Annotated in this window: 20 protein-coding genes; 7 read left to right on the top strand and 13 right to left on the bottom strand. The window is 73.4% G+C overall.

The window, feature by feature from the left end; translation table 11 throughout:
• Nucleotides 1–104: 104 nt before the first annotated feature.
• Nucleotides 105–830 carry a DUF2470 domain-containing protein gene (locus tag ACIQR3_RS06775; protein WP_403535109.1) on the top strand — a complete coding sequence of 242 codons (726 nt, stop codon included), beginning with the start codon at nt 105–107 and terminating at the stop codon, nt 828–830.
• Nucleotides 831–917: 87 nt separating this feature from the next.
• Here ACIQR3_RS06775 and ACIQR3_RS06770 read toward each other — a convergent pair whose 3' ends face one another.
• Entirely contained in the window at nt 918–2,165 is a 1,248-nt protein-coding gene (locus tag ACIQR3_RS06770) for an aromatic acid exporter family protein (RefSeq protein ID WP_403535106.1), read from the bottom strand.
• A gap of 291 nt (nt 2,166–2,456) precedes the next feature.
• Between ACIQR3_RS06770 and ACIQR3_RS06765 the strand changes: the two genes are divergently transcribed.
• Entirely contained in the window at nt 2,457–3,833 is a 1,377-nt protein-coding gene (locus ACIQR3_RS06765; RefSeq protein ID WP_403535470.1) for an erythromycin esterase family protein, read from the top strand.
• Here the strand turns inward: ACIQR3_RS06765 and ACIQR3_RS06760 are convergent.
• Complete coding sequence (locus ACIQR3_RS06760) at nt 3,830–4,324, bottom strand: FBP domain-containing protein (RefSeq protein ID WP_403535104.1); 495 nt, start codon at nt 4,322–4,324, stop codon at nt 3,830–3,832. The two genes, ACIQR3_RS06765 and ACIQR3_RS06760, sit on opposite strands and share 4 nt — an antisense overlap.
• A 277-nt stretch (nt 4,325–4,601) precedes the next feature.
• Here ACIQR3_RS06760 and ACIQR3_RS06755 point away from each other — a divergent pair, with 277 nt between their 5' ends.
• Nucleotides 4,602–4,910 carry a hypothetical protein gene (locus ACIQR3_RS06755; RefSeq protein ID WP_403535101.1) on the top strand — a complete coding sequence of 103 codons (309 nt, stop codon included), beginning with the start codon at nt 4,602–4,604 and terminating at the stop codon, nt 4,908–4,910.
• Nucleotides 4,911–5,012: 102 nt separating this feature from the next.
• Here ACIQR3_RS06755 and ACIQR3_RS06750 read toward each other — a convergent pair whose 3' ends face one another.
• From ACIQR3_RS06750 to ACIQR3_RS06730, 5 genes are all read right to left on the bottom strand, one after another.
• On the bottom strand, nt 5,013–6,047 hold the full coding sequence (locus ACIQR3_RS06750) for an SDR family oxidoreductase (protein ID WP_403535098.1): 1,035 nt from the start codon (nt 6,045–6,047) through the stop codon (nt 5,013–5,015).
• A 107-nt stretch (nt 6,048–6,154) separates the two neighbouring features.
• Entirely contained in the window at nt 6,155–7,117 is a 963-nt protein-coding gene (locus ACIQR3_RS06745) for an SDR family NAD(P)-dependent oxidoreductase (RefSeq protein WP_403535096.1), read from the bottom strand.
• Between the two features lie 318 nt (nt 7,118–7,435).
• The gene (locus ACIQR3_RS06740) at nt 7,436–8,734 is read right to left on the bottom strand and encodes an aromatic acid exporter family protein (RefSeq protein WP_403535093.1); all 1,299 of its coding nucleotides are present in this window, start codon (nt 8,732–8,734) and stop codon (nt 7,436–7,438) included.
• A gap of 31 nt (nt 8,735–8,765) precedes the next feature.
• Nucleotides 8,766–9,422, bottom strand: a complete 657-nt coding sequence (locus ACIQR3_RS06735) for an HAD family hydrolase (RefSeq protein ID WP_403535090.1) — start codon at nt 9,420–9,422, stop codon at nt 8,766–8,768.
• 101 nt (nt 9,423–9,523) lie between these two features.
• A complete protein-coding gene (locus ACIQR3_RS06730; protein WP_403535468.1) occupies nt 9,524–10,561 on the bottom strand; it encodes a PHP domain-containing protein in 1,038 nt (345 codons plus the stop codon).
• A gap of 205 nt (nt 10,562–10,766) precedes the next feature.
• Between ACIQR3_RS06730 and ACIQR3_RS06725 the strand changes: the two genes are divergently transcribed.
• Nucleotides 10,767–11,564: an SDR family oxidoreductase gene (locus tag ACIQR3_RS06725; protein ID WP_403535087.1), complete on the top strand. Its 798-nt coding sequence runs from the start codon at nt 10,767–10,769 to the stop codon at nt 11,562–11,564.
• 104 nt (nt 11,565–11,668) lie between these two features.
• Complete coding sequence (locus ACIQR3_RS06720) at nt 11,669–11,905, top strand: hypothetical protein (RefSeq protein ID WP_403535085.1); 237 nt, start codon at nt 11,669–11,671, stop codon at nt 11,903–11,905.
• A 23-nt stretch (nt 11,906–11,928) separates the two neighbouring features.
• Here ACIQR3_RS06720 and ACIQR3_RS06715 read toward each other — a convergent pair whose 3' ends face one another.
• The 4 genes from ACIQR3_RS06715 to ACIQR3_RS06700 all read right to left on the bottom strand — a co-directional run bounded on the left by ACIQR3_RS06715 (nt 11,929) and on the right by ACIQR3_RS06700 (nt 14,896).
• A complete protein-coding gene (locus tag ACIQR3_RS06715; protein ID WP_403535082.1) occupies nt 11,929–12,471 on the bottom strand; it encodes a VanZ family protein in 543 nt (180 codons plus the stop codon).
• Nucleotides 12,472–12,545: 74 nt separating this feature from the next.
• The gene (locus ACIQR3_RS06710) at nt 12,546–13,208 is read right to left on the bottom strand and encodes a DUF4230 domain-containing protein (protein WP_403535079.1); all 663 of its coding nucleotides are present in this window, start codon (nt 13,206–13,208) and stop codon (nt 12,546–12,548) included.
• Between the two features lie 174 nt (nt 13,209–13,382).
• Complete coding sequence (locus ACIQR3_RS06705) at nt 13,383–13,787, bottom strand: anti-sigma factor antagonist (RefSeq protein ID WP_403535076.1); 405 nt, start codon at nt 13,785–13,787, stop codon at nt 13,383–13,385.
• 158 nt (nt 13,788–13,945) lie between these two features.
• Complete coding sequence (locus tag ACIQR3_RS06700; protein ID WP_403535073.1) at nt 13,946–14,896, bottom strand: NADP-dependent oxidoreductase; 951 nt, start codon at nt 14,894–14,896, stop codon at nt 13,946–13,948.
• A 71-nt stretch (nt 14,897–14,967) separates the two neighbouring features.
• Here ACIQR3_RS06700 and ACIQR3_RS06695 point away from each other — a divergent pair, with 71 nt between their 5' ends.
• Together ACIQR3_RS06695 and ACIQR3_RS06690 are read left to right on the top strand one after the other, a co-directional pair.
• Nucleotides 14,968–15,924, top strand: a complete 957-nt coding sequence (locus ACIQR3_RS06695; protein ID WP_403535070.1) for a GlxA family transcriptional regulator — start codon at nt 14,968–14,970, stop codon at nt 15,922–15,924.
• A 286-nt stretch (nt 15,925–16,210) separates the two neighbouring features.
• Nucleotides 16,211–16,603, top strand: a complete 393-nt coding sequence (locus tag ACIQR3_RS06690) for a VOC family protein (RefSeq protein ID WP_403535068.1) — start codon at nt 16,211–16,213, stop codon at nt 16,601–16,603.
• 54 nt (nt 16,604–16,657) lie between these two features.
• Here ACIQR3_RS06690 and ACIQR3_RS06685 read toward each other — a convergent pair whose 3' ends face one another.
• Nucleotides 16,658–16,930, bottom strand: coding sequence for a DUF4235 domain-containing protein (locus tag ACIQR3_RS06685; protein ID WP_215167037.1), 273 nt, complete (start codon nt 16,928–16,930; stop codon nt 16,658–16,660).
• A gap of 74 nt (nt 16,931–17,004) precedes the next feature.
• Nucleotides 17,005–18,030, bottom strand: a complete 1,026-nt coding sequence (locus ACIQR3_RS06680; protein ID WP_403535066.1) for a glutathione S-transferase family protein — start codon at nt 18,028–18,030, stop codon at nt 17,005–17,007.
• Nucleotides 18,031–18,267: the final 237 nt, after the last annotated feature.

Genomic DNA, 18,267 nt, shown 5'->3' with positions numbered 1-18,267 from the left:
GCGGCACGCCCCGCACCCTGAAGGTCTCGTAAAGATCACGCGTCCTGGTTGGCGCACACCCCGATCTTCGGTAGGTTAGGTAAGGCTTACCTAAGGAGGTTGGGATGGCAGACAGCCAGACCTGGACTGCCGCGCCCGCGGCGGCGGAGCGTGCCCGGTCCGTGCTCGCCGCCGCGTGGTCCTGCGCGGTGACCGCGGAGGGAGGGCGCGAGGAGTTCGTCGGCGCGCACTCCGTGGCGGACGACGGCCGGGTGCTGCTGCACGTGCCCGAGGACAGCGCCCTGCTCGGGGCGGCGATCTGCGCGCCCAGAGGGGAGCCCTCGGCCGTCCTGGAGTTCGCCGACGTCGCGCCCGTCCCGGTGCGCGGCAGGATCCGGGCCCGGCTGTGGATGGCGGGCTGGATGGCCGTCGAGGAGGGCCACCTGGCCTTCCACCCCACGCGCGTGGTGCTGCGTCAGCAGTCCGGTTCCGTGGTGGTCGACCGGGACGAGTTCGGCGCCGCGAAACCCGACCCGCTGGCCACGGCCGAGGCCCGGCTGCTGACCCACCTCGCCGACTGCCACGGTGACGCGGTGGAGCGGCTCACCCGGCTCGTCGACCCCGACAGCCTGCACGGCGTCGTCCGGGTCCGGCCGCTCGCCGTCGACCGGCACGGGCTGACGCTGCGCATCGAACGCGCCGGTGCCCACGGTGACGTACGCCTGCCGTTCCACCGGCCCGCCGACGACGTCGCGCAGCTCACCGAGCGCATGCACGTACTGCTCACCCAGGCGAGCGGCGCGTCCTGCCCGCGCGTGCTCCAGCGCCGGCGCGCGGAGGGCGACGGCTGAGGCGGGCGGCTCGCCGGCGGTGGCGGGGGCACGCGACAGCAGGCCGTACTTCCTCGCGCCGCCCTGCCCCGCGCCCCCTCGGGCCGGTCATCCGCCGGAGGCCCCCCGCTTGCGCCGCAGCGGGCGCCTGCCGCGCAACCAGTCCCGCAGCCGGGCCAGCCGGGGCCGGCGTTCGCGTTGCTCCCGCGTGTGGCGGTCCAGTTCCTCCAGCAGCCGGCGCGACCGGTGCTCGGTGTCCATCTCGTCGATGATGCGGTTGACCTCGGTCAGCACCGCGCCCTGGAGCTGCCAGAGCCGGGAGTCGCGCCGCACCTCCTCCAGGAGCAGTTGGGCGAGCTTGTCCCGGGTCACCGCGGCCTGCCGCAGTTCGGCGGTCAGCCGCTCCTCCGCGGACTCGGCGTTCTCGCTGGCGCTGGTGGTGACCAGCACCGCGAAACTGACCACCGCGTCCCCGATCTCGGACAGCAGCTGTTCCACGGTGGCGCCTGTCTCCGCCGGGAACAGCGGCTCGGGCTCGCGTTCCTTGGCCAGGTCGGTCAGCGTGCGCGCCAGCACCCGCAGGACGACCGTGCAGATCTCCAGCGTGTCCAGGCCCGTGCGCAGCACCACCCGGTGCAGCAGCCCCTCGCGCACCCGCGGGTTGAACCGCAGACTGTCCTCCGCCTGCCGCAGGTCCTCGTCCACCTCGGCGATGTCGTGGTCCAGTGCGCGGGCCTCGTGCAGCCGCGCCGCCGCCTGCAGGAACGGGGTGTTGTCGGCGGCCTCCTCGCCCACCCGCAGCATCAGCTGCCTCAGCCGCCGCGCCAGATTCTCGATCGACGCGCCGGCCTGTTCCACCCACACCGGGGGAGCGAGGACCAGGTTGAAGGCCAGTCCGACGATCGCCCCGATCAGTGTCTCCACCACCCGGGCCCACGCCAGCGCCCCGTGCGCGGTCACCCCGAGCACCAGCATGGCGCTGATCGCCACCTCGGCCGTGAACTCGTGCGCCCGCACCAGATGGCCGACACCCAGGGCGGCCACGATGATCAGGGCCAGGCTCCACCAGCTCAGTCCCACCACCGAGCTGAAGATGATGGCCACCAGGACGCCCGCCACCACGGCGTTCACACGGCGGATGCTCATCTTCAGCGTGGCGTACAGGGTGACCTGCACGACCAGCAGCGCGGTGAGGGGAGCGGTGAGCGGCGCGGGTTCGGGACTCAGCCGCACCGCGATCACATAGGCGATCGACGCGGCGGCCGCCGAGCGGAACGCCTGCACCACCACGGGGTCGCGGTGCGCCGTCTTCAGCGACCGCGCCAGGGACACCGACCTCTCACGTACATCAAGCATCCTCGGGTCTGTTCCCCTTCCCCAGGTGCAACGAACGTCTATGGACAAAACGGACCGTAGCCGGAGGCGCAGGAGTCACCCCGCTCCCACGCGCCACGCGGGGCCGGACGTGTGGCGCGGGCCCAGGCGCCCGAACGGTGTCGGAACGGTGCCGGAAGGTGCCGCGAATGTGGCGGAACCTGTGGAAAACCTCAGTGACCGCCCGCGGTTTTCCGCAGTCGAAGACGGGGGCCGGCCTCATGGCGCCGGCCGTCCGCGGCGCGGCAGCCTTGGATCATGAGAAAGCAAGGCATGGCGCGACACATGGCAATGGCCCTGACGCTGCCCGTCGTCCTCGGCACGCTCACTCTCGGAGCCCCGGCCGTGGCGGCGGTCCCACCGTCCCCGCCGTCCTCACCGTCCTCCGCCCGGCCGGTGACAGAGCCGGGACCGGCGGCCGTGGCGGCACTCGACCGGGCCGCCCACCCGTTACGCACCGTGGAACCGGGCGGTGACACACGTGACCTGCGCCCCCTGGGCGAGATGACCGGTGACGCCCGGGTCGTCGGACTGGGCGAGGCCACGCACAGCACCCACGACTTCTTCGCCCTCAAGGACCGTGTCTTCCGCCACCTGGTGACGGAGCGGGGCTTCCGTACCTTCGCCCTGGAGGCGAGCTGGAGCACCGGCCTGCGGCTCGACGACTACGTGGTGCACGGCAGGGGCGACCCCCGGCGCATCATGCGGGACGAGTTCCAGCGCGACTACCTGTGGTGGAACAACACCGACTACCTGAAACTCGTCGAGTGGATGCGGAGGTACAACGTGCGGCATCCCGACGATCCCGTGCGCTTCCTGGGCGACGACATCGCCTGGACCGGCCCGGAGGTCTACGACGAGGTCATGGAGTACGTCGCCGGACATCATCCCGCCCTGAGCGCGCGTGTCGCCGAGCTGTACCGAGGGCTGAGGCCCGCCGTGCCGACGGGGACCTACATCGAGGAATACCTCGGCAAGCCCTACGTCGAGCGCCGCGAGGCGGCCGACCGCACCGGGGAGGCCCTGCGGCTGCTGGAGCGGCAGGGCCCCGACGGCGACCGCGCGGGGTACGACCGGGCCGTCCAGCAGGCCACCGCCATCGACCGGACCGCCCGGCAGTACGCCTTCGACTTCGACGACCCGGCGCAGACCGCCGCGGCGATGCGCTACCGGGACGAGGCGATGGCCGACAACGTCCTGTGGTGGCAGCGCCGCACCGGCACCAAGGTGCTGCTGTCCGCGCACAACGCCCATGTCTCCTACGAGACGATGGACCCGAGGCACTACCCGAGGATGCAGGGTGCCTTCCTGCGCGACCGTCTCGGCGCCGACTACGTCAGCGTCGGTCTCACCTTCGACCGGGGCTCGTTCAACGCCACCGGACAAGACGGTGCCATTCACCGCTGGACGCTCGGACCGGCGGGCCCCGGCGGCAACGAGCACATCCTGGACCGGGTGCGGCACCGCGACTACCTGGTCGACCTGCGGACCGTCGGCCCCCCGGCGGCGGCCTGGCTCCGCGAGGCCCGGCCGACCCGCAGCATAGGCACCGACTATCCGGACGGCCCCTACGACATCGCGCTCGCCCGTGCCCACGACGTGCTGATCCACCTCCACGAAGTCGAGGCGGCCCGGCTGCGCGACCGTTAGGCCGTCAGTTTGCCGAGAAACGCGTCCAGGTTGCCCAGCGTCCGGGCGACCTGCTCCTCCAGGCTGAGACTCTCCTCGAACCGGGCCCCGTTCTCCGGCACCTTCTTGCCCCGCAAGTACAGGGAGCAGGCGAGGTCGGTGCACATGTACAGCCCGACCGAGTTGCCCTCGCGCCCGGCCGGCCCCGCCTTGCGGGCGGTCATCAGCGAGACCCCGCCGCGCGGATGGGTCGTCAGGCACAGCGAACACAGGCTGCGCTGCAGGACGCCACGCCGGCCCGGCTGGAAGCGCAGCGCCACGCCGACGGGGCGGTCCTCGCGCTCGGCGACCAGATAACTCCGGTCGGGTGCGCCCGGGTCCCGCCACCCCAGGAAGTCCAGGTCGTCCCAGGGGCGGTCGCCCAGATCGCGGGGCAGGGGCAGCCGCTTGGCCTCGCCCTTCGAGCAGTTGACGAAGGACGTGCGGATGTCCCGCTCGTCGAGTGGTCTCATGGAGGTCTCCGAAAACCTAGGGGTCTGCATCCCAAGGGTCTGCACCCCAGGGGTCTCAAACCTAGGGGGTCTAGGAACCGGCCCACCGTAGGCAGCCGCGCCTGGACGAGGCCACCGAATATTCCGGGCGGGCTCGGTTCGGAGCCGAGGGCGTCGCTTCAAGGTTTCGCCGGGCGGCGCGGAGGTACCCCGGCATCGCTCGTACGAGCGCGACCGACCACAGCCAGCAGCACGACATGGAACGTCCGGAACGCGGACGGACCGGAGGGAGAGCGCCGTGACCGACCACCGTGCCGAAGGACCCGGGGAGAACGGTGCTCCGGTGCCCCGTGACATGCCGGACCAGCAGGCCGACGCGGGGGAGGACCCCTGGGACGTCGCCCCCGGTCTCGCGGCACGTGAGAGCGGCGCCGACGCGGACGACACCGAGAGCGGTGACGATGCCGAGGACGGGGCCACCGGGGCCACCGGCGTGCCGGACGCCGATGTGCCGGACACCGACGAGGCGGGGACGGGGCGGCAGGGAGCGCCGCACTCGGGAGCGGTCCACCCCGAGCACCCCGTACCGGACGAGTCCTCCGGCTGAGCTGGGCGCAGCGGGGGAGGAGGGCGCCCACCGGACGGCCCGTCCGTCGACCCGGCCGTCGGGTCGGGCCGTCCGGTGGGTCGGGCCGTCCGGTGGGCGAGGTCAGCCGGCCTTGCGTCCCCGCAGCGGTTCCGTCGGACCGCCGGCGCCCTCCCCGAACCCCTGGAGGAACTCCGCCAGCACCTCGGTGGCCGTGTGCTCCGGGCGCCAGCCCAGTTCCGCACGGGCCCGGCCGCAGTCCAGCAGCGGAAGCCGCAGTACCGCGTCGAACAGGTGCGGCGAGGCCGGCAGCAGACGCAGCCCCCAGGCGGCGGCGATCGCCGAACGTGCGGCGGACCGGGGCAGCCGGACCCGCCGCGGCGTACCGACCAGTTCGCCGAGCAGTTCCGCGTCGACCGGCGGGTCGGCCGCCAGGTTGAAGGGGCCCCGGGCGTCGGCGGAGCGGACCGCGAGCCGGTAGGCGTCGGCGGCGTCATCGGTGTGCAGAACCTGCATCCGCAGGCCCGGGATGTCCGGCAGGAAGGGCAGCAGATCCGGGCGGGCCAGCGGACCGGGCAGGTACCTGCCGCCGAAGATCCGGCGCTGCTCGCTCGCCGACTGCCGTTTGAACAGGAAGGCGGGACGCATCCGGACGACCCGGATCCCGGGGTGGTCGCGTTCGAAGACGTCCAGGGTGCGCTCCAGGTAGGCCTTCTCCCGGCAGTACGCCGCGTCGGGCCAGCCGTGTGTGGGCCAGGACTCGTCCACCGCCCGGTCCTTCGGGCCCGGCGAGTACGCGCCGACCGACGAGGCGTGCACCAGGGCCGGCACCCCGGCCGCGGCCACCGCCTCGAACACCCGGATGGAGCCGAGCACGTTCGTGCGCCATGTCGTGGCCGGGTCGTGCGTCGGCTGGAACGCCCAGGCCAGATGGACGACCGCGTCCGCTCCCGAGAACCAGCCGGTCAAGTCGGCCCGCTCGGCGGCGAGGTCGACCGCGGCCCACTCGGTCTTCGCCGGTGACCAGTCGGGGATCCGCCGGGCCAGGCCCAGCACCGAACCGGTCTCCGGATCCTCGGAGAGGAGCCGCACCACACTGGTACCCACGTTGCCGGTGGCCCCGGTGACCACGATCCTGCTGCCCGTTGCGCCGCTCACCTCGCGCTCCTCTCGGCCGCTTGTCCGGACGGAGGCCACCGAGTACCCGCACACACGGCATGCACGCGAGCCCGGGCCCGGACCCGCTTCCGCACCCCGGTGCCGGTTCAGGCGGCGAACGCGTCCACGCCGGTCAGCTCCGCCGAGAGCCGCCACAGCCGGGCGGCCTGGTCCGGGTCCACGGCCCAGTCCTTGACGCCGGAGCCCGCCCCGTCGGCCGGGGCCGGTTCGGCGACGTCGCAGTCCTCCAGGTAGACGCCGCCGAGCCCGTCCAGCCGCGGTGACGTCGCGGCCCACACCTGGGTCGCCGCGCCCTGCTGCGGTGTCTTGAAGGCGTCCGGATCGAGGAGACGGCCGTTCTCGTCGATCCAGCCGCGGTCCACCATCTCCGCCGTGGAGAGATGACGCTGGAGCGGGGTGAGGATGCCGCCCGGGTGCAGCGCGAAGGCGCGCACCCCGCGGTCCCGGGCGAGCCGGTCGAGGTGCACGGCGAACAGGACGTTGGCGGTCTTCGCCTGCCCGTAGGCCCGCCACTTGTCGTAGCCGGCGCGCCAGTGCACGTCGTCCCAGCGGATCCCGGAGGCGTAGTGCCCCCGGGAGGAGACCGAGACGACGCGGGCGCCGCCCGGTTCGAGGGCCGGCCACAGACGGTTGACCAGAGCGAAGTGTCCGAGGTGGTTGGTGGCGAACTGCGCCTCCCAGCCGGGCCCGACCCGGGTCTCGGGGCAGGCCATGATTCCGGCGCTGTCGATGACCATGTCGACCGTCCGTCCGGAGGAGAGGAACCGCTCGGCGAACGCGCGCACGCTGTCCAGGTCCCCCAGGTCCAGCTCGTCCACCTCCGCCCCGGCCAGTCCGGCCAGCGACTCCCGGGCGGCGGCGGGGCGGCGGGCGGGAACCACGACCCGCGCGCCGGCCCCGGCGAGAGCCCGCGTCGTCTCCAGGCCGATGCCCGAGTAGCCGCCGGTGACGACCGCGAGCCGTCCGGTCAGATCGAGGCCGGCGAGAACGTCGTCGGCGGTGCTGCGGCGCCCGAAGCCCGAGCCGATCTTGTGCTGTGGAGTGCTCATGCCCGCGACGCTACGAACTGGAGCGCTCTCGAAGTCAAGCGGCGTCGAGCGGTGTCAAGCGGCGTGGCCGGTCGTGGTGGGCCGGCGGGGCAGAGGAAAGCCCCGACCGGACGGGGGGATCACGGTCGGGGCGGCTCAGTGTGGGCACGGATGGCGGTCGCCTCTCGGCGAGGGGCTCCACAGGGCTTCAGCCGAACGATCTTCCCTGTGGGCGATAGGTGAGGCCCGGGGACACTGTCCCATCCGTACCCACGCCTTCTCCAACGGCGCGGGCCCCTCGGGTGTTCCGCGTTCTGGCCCGCTTTGGGGTGATGTGCGTCACCGCTGCTCGCCCTCCGCCATCGCCCCGGCGTCCCGTGCCGTCTCGGCGTCCGGCATCGCCCCGGCGTTCCGTGCCGTCTTGCCGTCCGGCATCGTCCCGGCGTCCCGTGCCGTCTCGGCGTCCGGCATCGTCCCGGCGTCCGGCAGCGTCCCGGCCCAGAGGTTCTCGGCCTGGAGCAGCAGGGTGCCCAGGACCGCCGCCGTCTCCGACCCCCGCTGAGCGTGTTCCCGCAGCCCCTCCTGGAGCCGCTGGTGCAGATCCTCCATCGCCTCCCGCGTCGGCAGTTCCGGGCCGGTCCGCCCGTCGCCTCCCCGCAGCCGCTCGGCCTCCACCAGGCAGGCATCGCCGATCAGCTCCAGCAGACGGGCGTACAGCCGAAGTACCGGCCCCTCGGGCGGAGCGGGCGTCCGGTGCTCGTCGGCCGTCACCGCCAGCGTCCGGGTCAGCGCGGTGACGTTGTCGGCGATGTGTCCCCACCGCCGGTCCTCCTCCTCGGGCGGCACGGTCGACGCCGGCGGCACCCGGTGCAGGGCCCGCAGCGGCCCGTAGGTCAGGCGCAGACTCTCCCGGCTCCAGGCGCGGGCGGAGCGCAGCGCCTCGACGCGGTACCGCAGCCGCGCTGCCTCGCTCGACCAGTCGGCGGCGCTCTGCTCGTCCCAGTCCTCCCGCAGGCCCTCGGCGACGGTGCGCAGGACGTCGCCCGTCTCCCGGGCGAGCAGCGCGAGGTTCTCCCGGACGTCCCGCAGATGCACCGGGGGCAGTACCAGGGCGTTGACGGCGACGCCGATGACCGCGCCGAGCGCCGCCTGCCCCAGCCGGTGGGCGACGGCGTACTCCGAGACGGTCCCGGAGGCCAGGATGAACACGGCCGTCGTGGCGGTGTAGATGCCCTGCGCCCCGAAGCGCGGCCAGTTGGCGAGCAGCATCAGCAGCGGCAGGGACACCGCGAGCGCGACGGTGGTGTTGTCGGTGAGCTCCTGGGCGCCGGAGGCCAGCAGCGTGCCGACGCAGATGGCCGCGAACTGCTGCGCGGCCTGCCGTACCGAGCTGTAGACGGTGGCCTGCACCAGCACCACGGCCACCCACGGCGCCATCAGCGCCATCGGGTCGTCCATCCACACACCCGCCACGAGCCAGGCGAGCAGTCCCGCCCCGGCCGCCTTCAGCGACTGCTTGACCAGGTCACGCTCACGTCCCGGTCCGCGCACCACGGCCGCGGCCGCCCGGCCCGCGGTGGACACCTCCCGCCGCACCATGTCCACGAGCCATACGGCCCCCTCGCTCAGCCCCATCATGATCCGCCGGGTATCCGCATGATCGGCACGCTCACCTCAGGGGGCTGTCGGCCAGCTCCGCCAGCAGGCCGGCGGGATCGTCGTAGACCGCGTCCGCGCCGGCCTCTACCAGGTCGGCGCGCGGGATGCCGCCGCTGAGCACACCGACGCAGCGGACCCCGGCCCGGCGGCCCGCGGCCATGTCCCAGACGGTGTCGCCGACGAAGACGGCCCGTTCGGCGGGGACACCGGCCAGTTCCAGGGCATGCCGCACGGGTTCGGGCGCGGGCTTGCCCGCGTCGACGTCGTCGGCACTCGCGGTCGCGGTGATCGCCTCGTCGGCGTCGATCGCCCGGCGCAGCGCGCTCAGTTCCGCGCCGCCCGCCGAGGTGGCCAGCACCACCCGCCAGCCGTCCCCGGCCAGCCGCCGCAGCAGTTCCCCGGCGCCCGGCAGCGCGGGCAGCCGGTCGAAGTACTGCCCGTACAGCGCCTTGTGCGCGGCGCTCAGTCCGGCGTCCTGGCCGGTGTCCCGGTCCTCGCCCAGCAGGTGGGCGATCAGGTCGGTGGAGGGCAGCCCCACGGCGCGGTGGACGGCGTGCATGGGAACCCGGTGGCCCGCCTGCCGGAACGCCTCCCACCAGGTGACGACATGCAGGTGATTGGTGTCGGCGAGAGTGCCGTCCACGTCGAACACGGCCGCGCGCTCCATGCACCGGTCCTTTCCTCTTGTCTCGATGGGTGTGCACCGATCGGATGCCTTCGTCGGTGTGTCCCGGTCGATGTGTCCGGGCCGGGCGGGCGGGTACCACGTCAGCCGCGCGTCACGCCGGGCGGTGTGCGGCCCTCGCGGGTCCAGGCGAGCAGGTCGTCCAGGGACCAGGTGGTCACCACGCGCTCCGGCGGCACACCGCACTCCTCGGCCCGCGCGCACCCGTGGATCTGCCAGTCCAGCTGACCAGGGGCGTGGGCGTCCGTGTCGATCGAGAACAGCACCCCCGCCCCCACCGCCCGGCGCAGCAGCCGCCGGGGCGGATCGAGCCGCTCCGGCCGGCTGTTGATCTCCACCGCGGTGCCGCTCTCGGCGCAGGCCGCGAACACCGCGTCCGCGTCGAACTCCGACTCCGGCCGCCCCCGCCCGCTCAGCAGCCGCCCGGTGCAGTGCCCCAGGATGTCGGCGTGCGGATCGCGTACGGCGGCGACCATGCGGCGGGTCATCGACCGGGCGTCCATCCGCAGCTTGGAGTGGACGGAGACGACCACGACGTCGAGCCGCTCCAGCAGCTCCGGCTCCTGGTCGAGCGAGCCGTCGTCGAGGATGTCGCACTCGATACCGGTCAGCAGCCGGAAGGGCGCCCAGGTCTCGTTGAGCCGCGCCACCACGTCCAGCTGTTCGCGCAGCCGGTCCGCGGACAGGCCGCGCGCCACCGTCAGCCGGGGGGAGTGGTCGGTGAGCGCCGCCCACTCGTGCCCCAGGGCCGCCGCGGTCCGGCCCATCTCCTCGATCGGGCTGCCGCCGTCCGACCAGTCGGAGTGCAGATGGCAGTCGCCGCGCAGCCGCGCCCGCAGCCCCTCACCGCCCTCGGCGAGCGGGGCGTCCACCTCGCCGGCCAGTTTCTCCAGGTAGCCGGGGACCTGACCGGCCAGTGCCTCCCGCACCACCTGTGCCGTCTTCGGGCCGACGCCCTTGAGCGACTCCAGCGAACCGGCGTCCGCCCGCTGCCGCACCTCGTCCTCGGGCAGGCCGGCCAGCACCTGGGCCGCCGTGCGGAAGGCGCGGACCCGGTAGGTCGGTGCCTGGGACCGCTCCAGCAGGAAGGCGATCCGCTCCAGCGCCCCCACGGGGTCCACGGGGTCCACGGGGGCCGCGGGGTCCACGGGGGCCGTGGGGTCCACGGGGTTCAGGGGCTCTTCGGGGTCCATCGGACCATCCACCTCCTCGCCCCACCAGGGTTCCCCGGCGACGGGCGGTTCGCACGACGGGTACCGACGGTTTGTCCCCCCGTCGCCCGGGTACTGCGTCGGCCCGTTACACGCCGCCACCGAGGAGGCCGCCATGTCCCCCACCGCCCGCGTCGCCGTGATCACCGGCTCCGACTCCGGCATCGGCCGGGCCACCGCCGTACGTCTGGCCGAGGCCGGACTGGACATCGGCATCACGTGGCACACCGACGAGCGGGGCGCCGAGCGCACCGCCGAGGAGGTACGGGCACGGGGGCGGCGGGCCGAGACCGCCCGGGCCGACCTCACCCGGCTGCCGGAGGCCGCGGACACCGTCGACGGGCTGTGCGAACGCCTCGGGCGGGTGGACGTCCTGGTCAACAACGCCGGTACGGGGACGGCCACGCCCTTCCTCGACCTGGGCCTGGACGACCTGCGGCACGTCCTGGACGTCGATCTGGCCGGGCCGTTCCTGTGCGGGCAGCGGGCGGCCCGGCGCATGATCCGGCAGGGCGACGGCGGCCGGATCGTCAACGTGACGTCCGTGCACGAGCACCAGCCGCGAGTGGGCGCCGCGCCGTACTGCGCGGCCAAGGGCGGCCTCGGTCTGCTCACCCAGGTGATGGCCCTGGAACTGGCCGAGCACGGCATCACCGTCAACGCCGTCGCCCCCGGCGAGATCGCCACGCCGATGACCGGGCAGGAGGACACCGACCCGCACACCGAGCGCCGCCCCGGCGTACCCCTGGGACGGCCCGGTGACGCCCGTGAGGTCGCCGCCGTGATCGCCTTCCTCGCCGGCCCCGACGCCTCGTACGTCACGGGCGCCTCCTGGAGCGTGGACGGCGGCATGCTCCGGATGGGCCCGATGGCCGGATCGCACCTCCGGAACGACGACTGGCGGCGGCCCTGACCAGGAACGACCCGGGAACGGCGGCGGGGGCGACGGCGCCGGAGACGGCGGGGCGGGGGAGTCCGGAGACGGCCCCGCCCGCCCGTTCGTTCTAGGCTCGATACATGACCGAAATCGTGAGCCCGCACATCGCCCGGCCGCGCATCCTGGTCCTGGGAGTCCAGCCGGCCGTTCCCCCGTTCCGGATCGTGGAGATCGACGGACAGGTCGTCGGTGAGGCGAGGACCGTCATCGACGTCCTGGAGGCCGCCGCCGCGTACGGCATCACGGTCCACGACCTGGACGATCCGGAGGTGGTCCGCTGGGTCGGCGGGGACAAGTTCACCTGGACGACCCGCTAGACAGCGGCGGACCACCCCTCGCCTCAGGCCGGTGAGCGGCGGGCATGCACCGCGCGGCTCATCCGCCGCCCCAGCAACAGATAACCCAGCAGCGCGCCACCGGTGTTGAGGATGACGTCGTCGATGTCGAAGGCCCGTCCGGTCACCATCGAGCCCTGCGCCAGCTCCACCAGCAGCATGACGACGGCGGTCAGCAGCAGCACTCGCAGGAGTCCGCGGGTACGCGGGGCGACGACCGGCACCAGCATCCCGAACGGCACGCCGAGCAGGATGTTGCCGCCGACCTGCTTGACCGCGTCGCGCAGCGCGGGCTGGCCCAGGTACTCGCGCAGGGAGCGGCCGGGATGCAGGTTGGTGTGGGTCAGCGCCTCCGAGGCGGGCGAGGGATGCAGGGTGAGCCGGGCCAGTACGACGGCGAACGCCACCATGAAGACGAAGGCGCACGCAGTGGCCAGCAGGCGCAACGGCCAGGGGACCACGTGCCGTTCACGCGGAGCGGGGTCCGCGCTCCGCGCGGCGCGGGGGCGGAGCAGGGAACGCGGCCGTGGGGTGGCGGCGCGGGCCATGGGGGATCCTCCAGTTCTCAGCGGGGACGGGGACGAGGACGGGGACGGGGACGGCGACGGAGACGTGCGGCCGTTCAGTCGGGGTAGGTGACCCGGACCTCCTTGAAGCCGAGCGAGCGCAGCAGGTTCTGGAGCATCTGCGTGGTGTTGGTCTCGGCGCGCGAGGTCAGGCCGCTCTCCTTCGCTGCCTCGCCGATGTGCCGCACCGCGAGCTTCTGTACGGCCTGCTCGCTGTTGGGGTTGTCCGAGAACAGGTCGCCGAGGCGGTCGAGCAGGCCGCGCTGCTTGGACACGGCGTAGGAGCGCTCGGGGTCGAGGGCCGGCTTGCCGAGGGCGGCGTGCGGCAGCCGGAGGGTGGCCGAGGTGCGGTCCTCGTCGACCGTGACATCGTCGCGGCCGACCTTGCCGAGGTCGACGTAGGCGTCCACCGAGCCGGCGCCGACGTACAGCGTGCGGGAGCCGCGGACCGCGTCCGGCAGGAACTTGGTGTCCTTCTCCAGGTCGACGACGACCTGAAAGTTGCCGGAGGCGGCCTCGTACCGGCTGATGTCCTGGATGGACTCCAGCAGCGCGGGGCCCGAGCGGTCGCGGGTCTCGCTGCCGAACAGGTCCTTCAGGCCCGGGATCACGCTCAGCCGGAGCCCGGCGAACAGCACGACCAGCACCAGCGCGACGGCACCGACCGCCTTGGCCCAGCCGGGCACGCGCCCGGGGAGGCGCCTGTGGGGAGTCGTCATTGGCTACGGCCCTCCTTTCTACTCACCGCATGCCCCCCACTTCGCCTGCCAGACAGGCGAGTTGGGGGACCGGGAGCAGCAGTGGGGCACGGCCGGCGCGCGCCGGCCGCCGACCTGCCGATCGGCGTCCAAGGATGTCCGGGGATGTCCGGAAGGAGTCGGAGGGAGGAGGAGCTACCGCGACGGCGGGGTACGGCTCGACGGTGGACCGGACCGGGGACCGGACCGGCCCACCACCTCGTCCACCGTCCGCCGCGGCGGCAGCAGCCGGGCCAGACCGGTGACCCGCAGGACGCGCAGCGTCAGGGCGTGGGTGCACACCAGGTGCGGTTCGCCGCCGCGGTCGAGCACCCGCTGCCTGGCCCGGACCAGCAGCCGCAGTCCCGAGCAGTCGAAGAACTCGACCCCGCTGAGGTCGAGCACGACCCGGGCGCCCGGATCGCCGGTGGCCCGGTCCAGGAGCGGGGCGATCTCGTCGGCCACGGCGAGGTCGATCTCGCCGTGGAACTCCAGCACCGTGTGTCCCCGGTCGTCGCGGACCCGCAGATGCCGGGTGAGCGGTGCGGGATCCTGCCGCACGGCTGCATCACCTCCCCGCCTGCCCTCCACAGTTTCCCTCGGTCGGAGGGATTTGAGCATGTTCGATTGACATATGTCATCGATTTCTCATGCTCGTCGCCGGTGGCGCGGGAGGAGGGGGAGGGCGGGAGGAGCGGTGGGCGTGGGCCGGACGCCGCTCAGTCCACGACCAGGACCAGCTTGCCCGTGGTGCGGCCGGTCTCGCCGAGCGCGTGCGCCTGGGCCGCGTCGGCCAGCGGGAAGCTCCGCTCGACGGCGGCCCGCAGCCTGCCCGACTCGGCCAGCGCGGCGATCTCCCGCATTCCGCCCCGGTCGGCGTCGACGAGCATCCGGGCCGCCCGCACGCCGAGCCGCTCCGCCTCCCGGTACAGCTCGTCCGACCCGGCCGGCAGGATCGAGACCACGATCCCGCCCGGGCGCAGCACGCGCAGCGAACGGGTCAGCGTGTCCCCGCCGATCGTGTCCAGGACGACGTCCACGTCCTTCGCCGCCTCGGCGAAGTCGGTCTCCCGGTAGTCCAGCGGCTCGTCCACGCCGATCGACCGCAGGAAGCCGTGCTTGGCGGCGCTGGCCGTACCGATCACATGGGCGCCCCGGGCCTTGGCGATCTGCACCGCCACGTGGCCCACGCCGCCGGCCGCCGCGTGCACCAGCACCCGCTGCCCCGGCTGGACATCGGCCCGCTCCACCAGCGCCTGCCACGCGGTCAGCGACACCAGTGGCAGCGCGCCGGCCTGTACGTGGTCGATACCGGCCGGCTTGTGCCAGAAGCCGCGCGCCGGAGCGGCGACGTACTCGGCGTGGGAGCCGTGGCCGTACGGGTACGACAGCATGCCGAAGACCTCGTCGCCCGGCTGGAACTCGGCGACGCCGATGCCCACCGCCTCGACCGTGCCGGAGACGTCCCAGCCCAGGACGAACGGCGGCTCGCCGAGGAAGCCGCCGTTCGCGCGGTGCTTCCAGTCGGTGGGATTGACGCCGGCGGCGCGCACTCGCACCAGTACCTCGTTGGGGCGGGGCGTGGGGCGCTCCAGCCGTACTTCCTTCAGGACCTCGGGTCCGCCGAGGGAGTCCTGGCGGATGGCTCGCATGGTGTTCACATCGTTCATGGTCACCCAGCCTGCCGGTCCCCGCTCGTCCGGGAAATGGCATGATGGTCATGCTCCGATAAGATCGTGCCATGTCGCACGCGGAACGCCCGGAACGAGTCGTGGTCCTCGCCCTCGACGGCGTCTATCCCTTCGAGCTCGGCATCCCCAGCCGTATCCTCGGCGCGGCCGACGGCCGGTACGAGGTGCTGACCTGCACCGTCGACGGACGTCCGGTGCGCACGGAGGCGGACTTCACCGTCACCGCCGAGCACGGCCCCGAGGTACTGGCCACGGCCGACACGGTGGTGGTCGCCGCCGTCGCGCCGTCCCGGATCACCGACGCCCTCACCGACGAGGCCACCGCCGCCCTCGCGCGCGTCCCACCGGACGCCCGCCTGCTGTCCATCTGCACCGGCGCCTTCGTGCTGGCCGCGGCCGGACTCCTCGACGGCCGCCGGGCGACCACCCACTGGCAGCTCACCGACGTCTTCCGCCGGATGTTCCCGCGCGTCACCCTCGACCCGGACGTGCTCTTCGTCCACGACGGCCGCATCCTGACCTCGGCCGGGGCCGCCTCCGGGGTCGATGTCTGCCTGCATCTGATCCGTGAGGACCACGGCAGCGCACTGGCCAACGCCGTTGCCCGGCGCTGCGTCGTCCCGCCGTTCCGGGACGGCGGTCAGGCGCAGTACATCGAGCAGCCGGTTCCGCGGACGGGAGCGGCGAGCACCGCCGCCACCCGGGCCTGGGCCCTGGAACGGCTCGACGAGTCGCTGACCCTCGCGGACCTCGCGGCGCACGCCGGGATGAGCCTGCGCACCTTCGCCCGCCGCTTCGACGACGAGGTGGGCCTCAGCCCCGGCCGCTGGCTGATCCAGCAGCGCGTCGCCCGGGCCCGGCACCTGCTGGAGTCCAGCGACCTGCCGGTCGATCAGATCGCCGGCCGGGTCGGTTTCGCCACGGGCGCCTCACTGCGCCAGCACCTGCACGCGGCGATCGGCGTCTCTCCCCAGGCGTACCGCCGCACGTTCCGCGCGCCCCGCTGACCGTCTCGCGCGCCCGCCGGCCCCACCGCGCCCGCCGGCCCCACCGCCCGCCCGGGCCCCACCGCGCCCCCCGCCGATCGGACCCCGCACACCGCCGACCGCTTCCACGCGCCCCACCGCCTGCCGCCGCCCGCCTCCGCACGCCCACCGCCCGCCCCGGCGCAAACCCGCGCCCCCGCCGCTGCCCGCCCCCCCCCGCCCGACTGATTCCGCCGGACGCGGATATCAGCTAGGTACAGGGCACGGGGCAGGCCGCCCCGCGCCCCGGACCTTCGGAGGAGAAGAGATGGCACTGGTGAATGCGGGCGTCGTGGTGCTCGACTGTGCCGAGCCCGAGATGCTCGCGGAGTTCTACAAGGAACTGCTCGGCGCGCGGGAGACCGACGCGGCCGCCAACCGGATCGAGATCAGGGGAGCCGACGGCTTCCGCATGGCGTTCCGCCGGGACGTCAACGCCACTCCGCCGAGCTGGCCCCGTCCCGAGAACTCCCTCCAGGTCCATCTGGACTTCGTGGTGGACGACCTCGACGAGGCCGAGCGCGGCATCGTGGGGCTCGGTGGGCGCCCGGTGGAGGCGAAGGACGCGCCCGGCCCCTACGAGGAGCGAGGCTTCTCCGACCCGGCCGGCCACTCCTTCACCCTGCGCCGCAATCCCTCGACCGCGCCCAAACAGGGCTGAGCCCCGCGGCGGACGGTCCGCTCGCGGGGCGTCGGCGGCGCGCCGGGGCGGTGGTCAGTCCCGGCCGCCCGAACCCGCGGCCGGCCACACCCCGGTGGAGCGCTCGATGACCTTGGCGCCCGAGCGGTCCACGGCGCTGCGCACCACGGCGAAGATGGCACCCTGGATCGCGGCGGCCAGCAGGATCTCGCCCCAGCCGCGGTCCGGGTCCAGGGCGTCGGGCGCGTCGTCCTCGTGCCGGATCAGCTTCCACGTCTTCTGGAACGCCATCCCGGCCAGCGCGCCGCCCGCCCAGCCCAGCACGAAGCCGACCGGCTTGTAGGCCATCGGCAGCTTCTGCTTCTTCTTCTTCTTTCCCACGAAATTCCTCCTTGGTACGGCGAACGGATCGGTAGGGCGGATCAGGGCCTGCCCCGCGCCGGGACCTCCTCGCCGGCGGGGACCGGGCCGGGCGGGGTGCCGTCGCCGAACGGCCGGCCCCCCAACTCCTCGCGGTGGTGCGGTGTGAGCCAGCCGGACAGGTCGGGGCCCAGCGGCACGATGCGGGTCGGATTCACGCCCGTATGCACCTGGTAGTAGTGACGCTTGATGTGGTCGAAGTCGACGGTGTCGCCGAAACCCGGCGTCTGGAACAGATCGCGGACGTAACCCCACAGCACCGGATTCTCCGTCAGCTTCCAGCGGTTGCACTTGAAGTGGCCGTGGTAGACGGCGTCGAACCGGACCAGCGTGGTGAACAGCCGGATGTCCGCCTCCGTGATGGTGTCGCCGACCAGGTAGCGCTGCCGCTCCAGCCGGGGCGTCAGCAGCTCCAGCCGCCGGAACACGCCCGCGCACGCCTCCTCGTACTCCTCCTGGCCGGTGGCGAAGCCCGCCCGGTACACCCCGTTGTTGACGTCCTGGTAGACGCCCGCCATCACCTCGTCGATCTCGTCCCGCAGCTGCTCGGGGTACAGGTCGGGCGCCCCCGGCCGGTGCAGGGCCGTCCACTCGGTCGCCAGGTCCAGGGTGATCTGCTGGAAGTCGTTGGTGACCAGTGCGCCGCTCGGCACGTCCACGATCGCCGGTACGCTCACCCCGCCCGGATACCCGGTCTCCCGCCGGTCGTACGCCTCGCTGAGGTAACGGATGCCGAGCACCGGGTCGCGGCCGTCCGGATCAAGAGTGAACCGCCAGCTGCGGTCGTCCTGGATCGGGTCGGCGATCGCGAGGGACAGGGCCTGCTCCAGGCCGAGCAGCCGCCGGGAGACCAGCGCCCGGCTCGCCCACGGGCAGGCCCGGCTGACCACCAGCCGGTACCGCCCGGCCGCCACCGGCCAGCCGTCCCGGCCGTCGGCGGTGACGCGGTCCGCGAAATGGCTCCGGGACCGTTTGAACGCCTTCCTGCCGTACGCGCTGTTGCCGGTCTCCCCGGCGTCCTCGCCCATGGCCCTCTCCTCCCTGCCGCACGGATGCCCTGGTTGACGCGTTCCCAGTTTTCGGCGCCCGGCACGGGCCGGCCACCCACAAGAGGGTGTGATCCGGGCCGGCCGGGGGCATCCGGCGAAACGTGAGCGGAACGACTACGCGGCAGACGACGCCCCGGACGGGCGAGGACAGCGAACCCGGGACACCGGAGAGCGGACCCAGGACGCCAGAAAGCGGATCGAAGACACCGGAGAGCG

The sequence above is a fragment of the Streptomyces sp. NPDC090994 genome, assembly GCF_044768905.1.
Taxonomy (GTDB): Bacteria; Actinomycetota; Actinomycetes; order Streptomycetales; family Streptomycetaceae; genus Streptomyces.
Note: the sequence above shows the minus strand (reverse complement) of the source record. Positions and strands in the feature narration are given on the sequence as shown.

Excerpts from the sequence above, each read along its gene's own strand:
- ACIQR3_RS06760 (WP_403535104.1), bottom strand. The coding sequence starts at position 4,324 with ATGAGACCACTCGACGAGCGGGACATCCGCACGTCCTTCGTCAACTGC.
- ACIQR3_RS06775 (WP_403535109.1), top strand. The coding sequence starts at position 105 with ATGGCAGACAGCCAGACCTGGACTGCCGCGCCCGCGGCGGCGGAGCGT.
- ACIQR3_RS06685 (WP_215167037.1), bottom strand. The coding sequence starts at position 16,930 with ATGGCCTACAAGCCGGTCGGCTTCGTGCTGGGCTGGGCGGGCGGCGCG.
- ACIQR3_RS06770 (WP_403535106.1), bottom strand. The coding sequence starts at position 2,165 with ATGCTTGATGTACGTGAGAGGTCGGTGTCCCTGGCGCGGTCGCTGAAG.
- ACIQR3_RS06690 (WP_403535068.1), top strand. The coding sequence starts at position 16,211 with ATGGCACTGGTGAATGCGGGCGTCGTGGTGCTCGACTGTGCCGAGCCC.
- ACIQR3_RS06745 (WP_403535096.1), bottom strand. The coding sequence starts at position 7,117 with ATGAGCACTCCACAGCACAAGATCGGCTCGGGCTTCGGGCGCCGCAGC.
- ACIQR3_RS06715 (WP_403535082.1), bottom strand. The coding sequence starts at position 12,471 with ATGGCCCGCGCCGCCACCCCACGGCCGCGTTCCCTGCTCCGCCCCCGC.
- ACIQR3_RS06695 (WP_403535070.1), top strand. The coding sequence starts at position 14,968 with ATGTCGCACGCGGAACGCCCGGAACGAGTCGTGGTCCTCGCCCTCGAC.
- ACIQR3_RS06740 (WP_403535093.1), bottom strand. The coding sequence starts at position 8,734 with ATGATGGGGCTGAGCGAGGGGGCCGTATGGCTCGTGGACATGGTGCGG.
- ACIQR3_RS06700 (WP_403535073.1), bottom strand. The coding sequence starts at position 14,896 with ATGAACGATGTGAACACCATGCGAGCCATCCGCCAGGACTCCCTCGGC.
- ACIQR3_RS06735 (WP_403535090.1), bottom strand. The coding sequence starts at position 9,422 with ATGGAGCGCGCGGCCGTGTTCGACGTGGACGGCACTCTCGCCGACACC.
- ACIQR3_RS06720 (WP_403535085.1), top strand. The coding sequence starts at position 11,669 with ATGACCGAAATCGTGAGCCCGCACATCGCCCGGCCGCGCATCCTGGTC.
- ACIQR3_RS06765 (WP_403535470.1), top strand. The coding sequence starts at position 2,457 with ATGGCGCGACACATGGCAATGGCCCTGACGCTGCCCGTCGTCCTCGGC.
- ACIQR3_RS06680 (WP_403535066.1), bottom strand. The coding sequence starts at position 18,030 with ATGGGCGAGGACGCCGGGGAGACCGGCAACAGCGCGTACGGCAGGAAG.
- ACIQR3_RS06710 (WP_403535079.1), bottom strand. The coding sequence starts at position 13,208 with ATGACGACTCCCCACAGGCGCCTCCCCGGGCGCGTGCCCGGCTGGGCC.
- ACIQR3_RS06725 (WP_403535087.1), top strand. The coding sequence starts at position 10,767 with ATGTCCCCCACCGCCCGCGTCGCCGTGATCACCGGCTCCGACTCCGGC.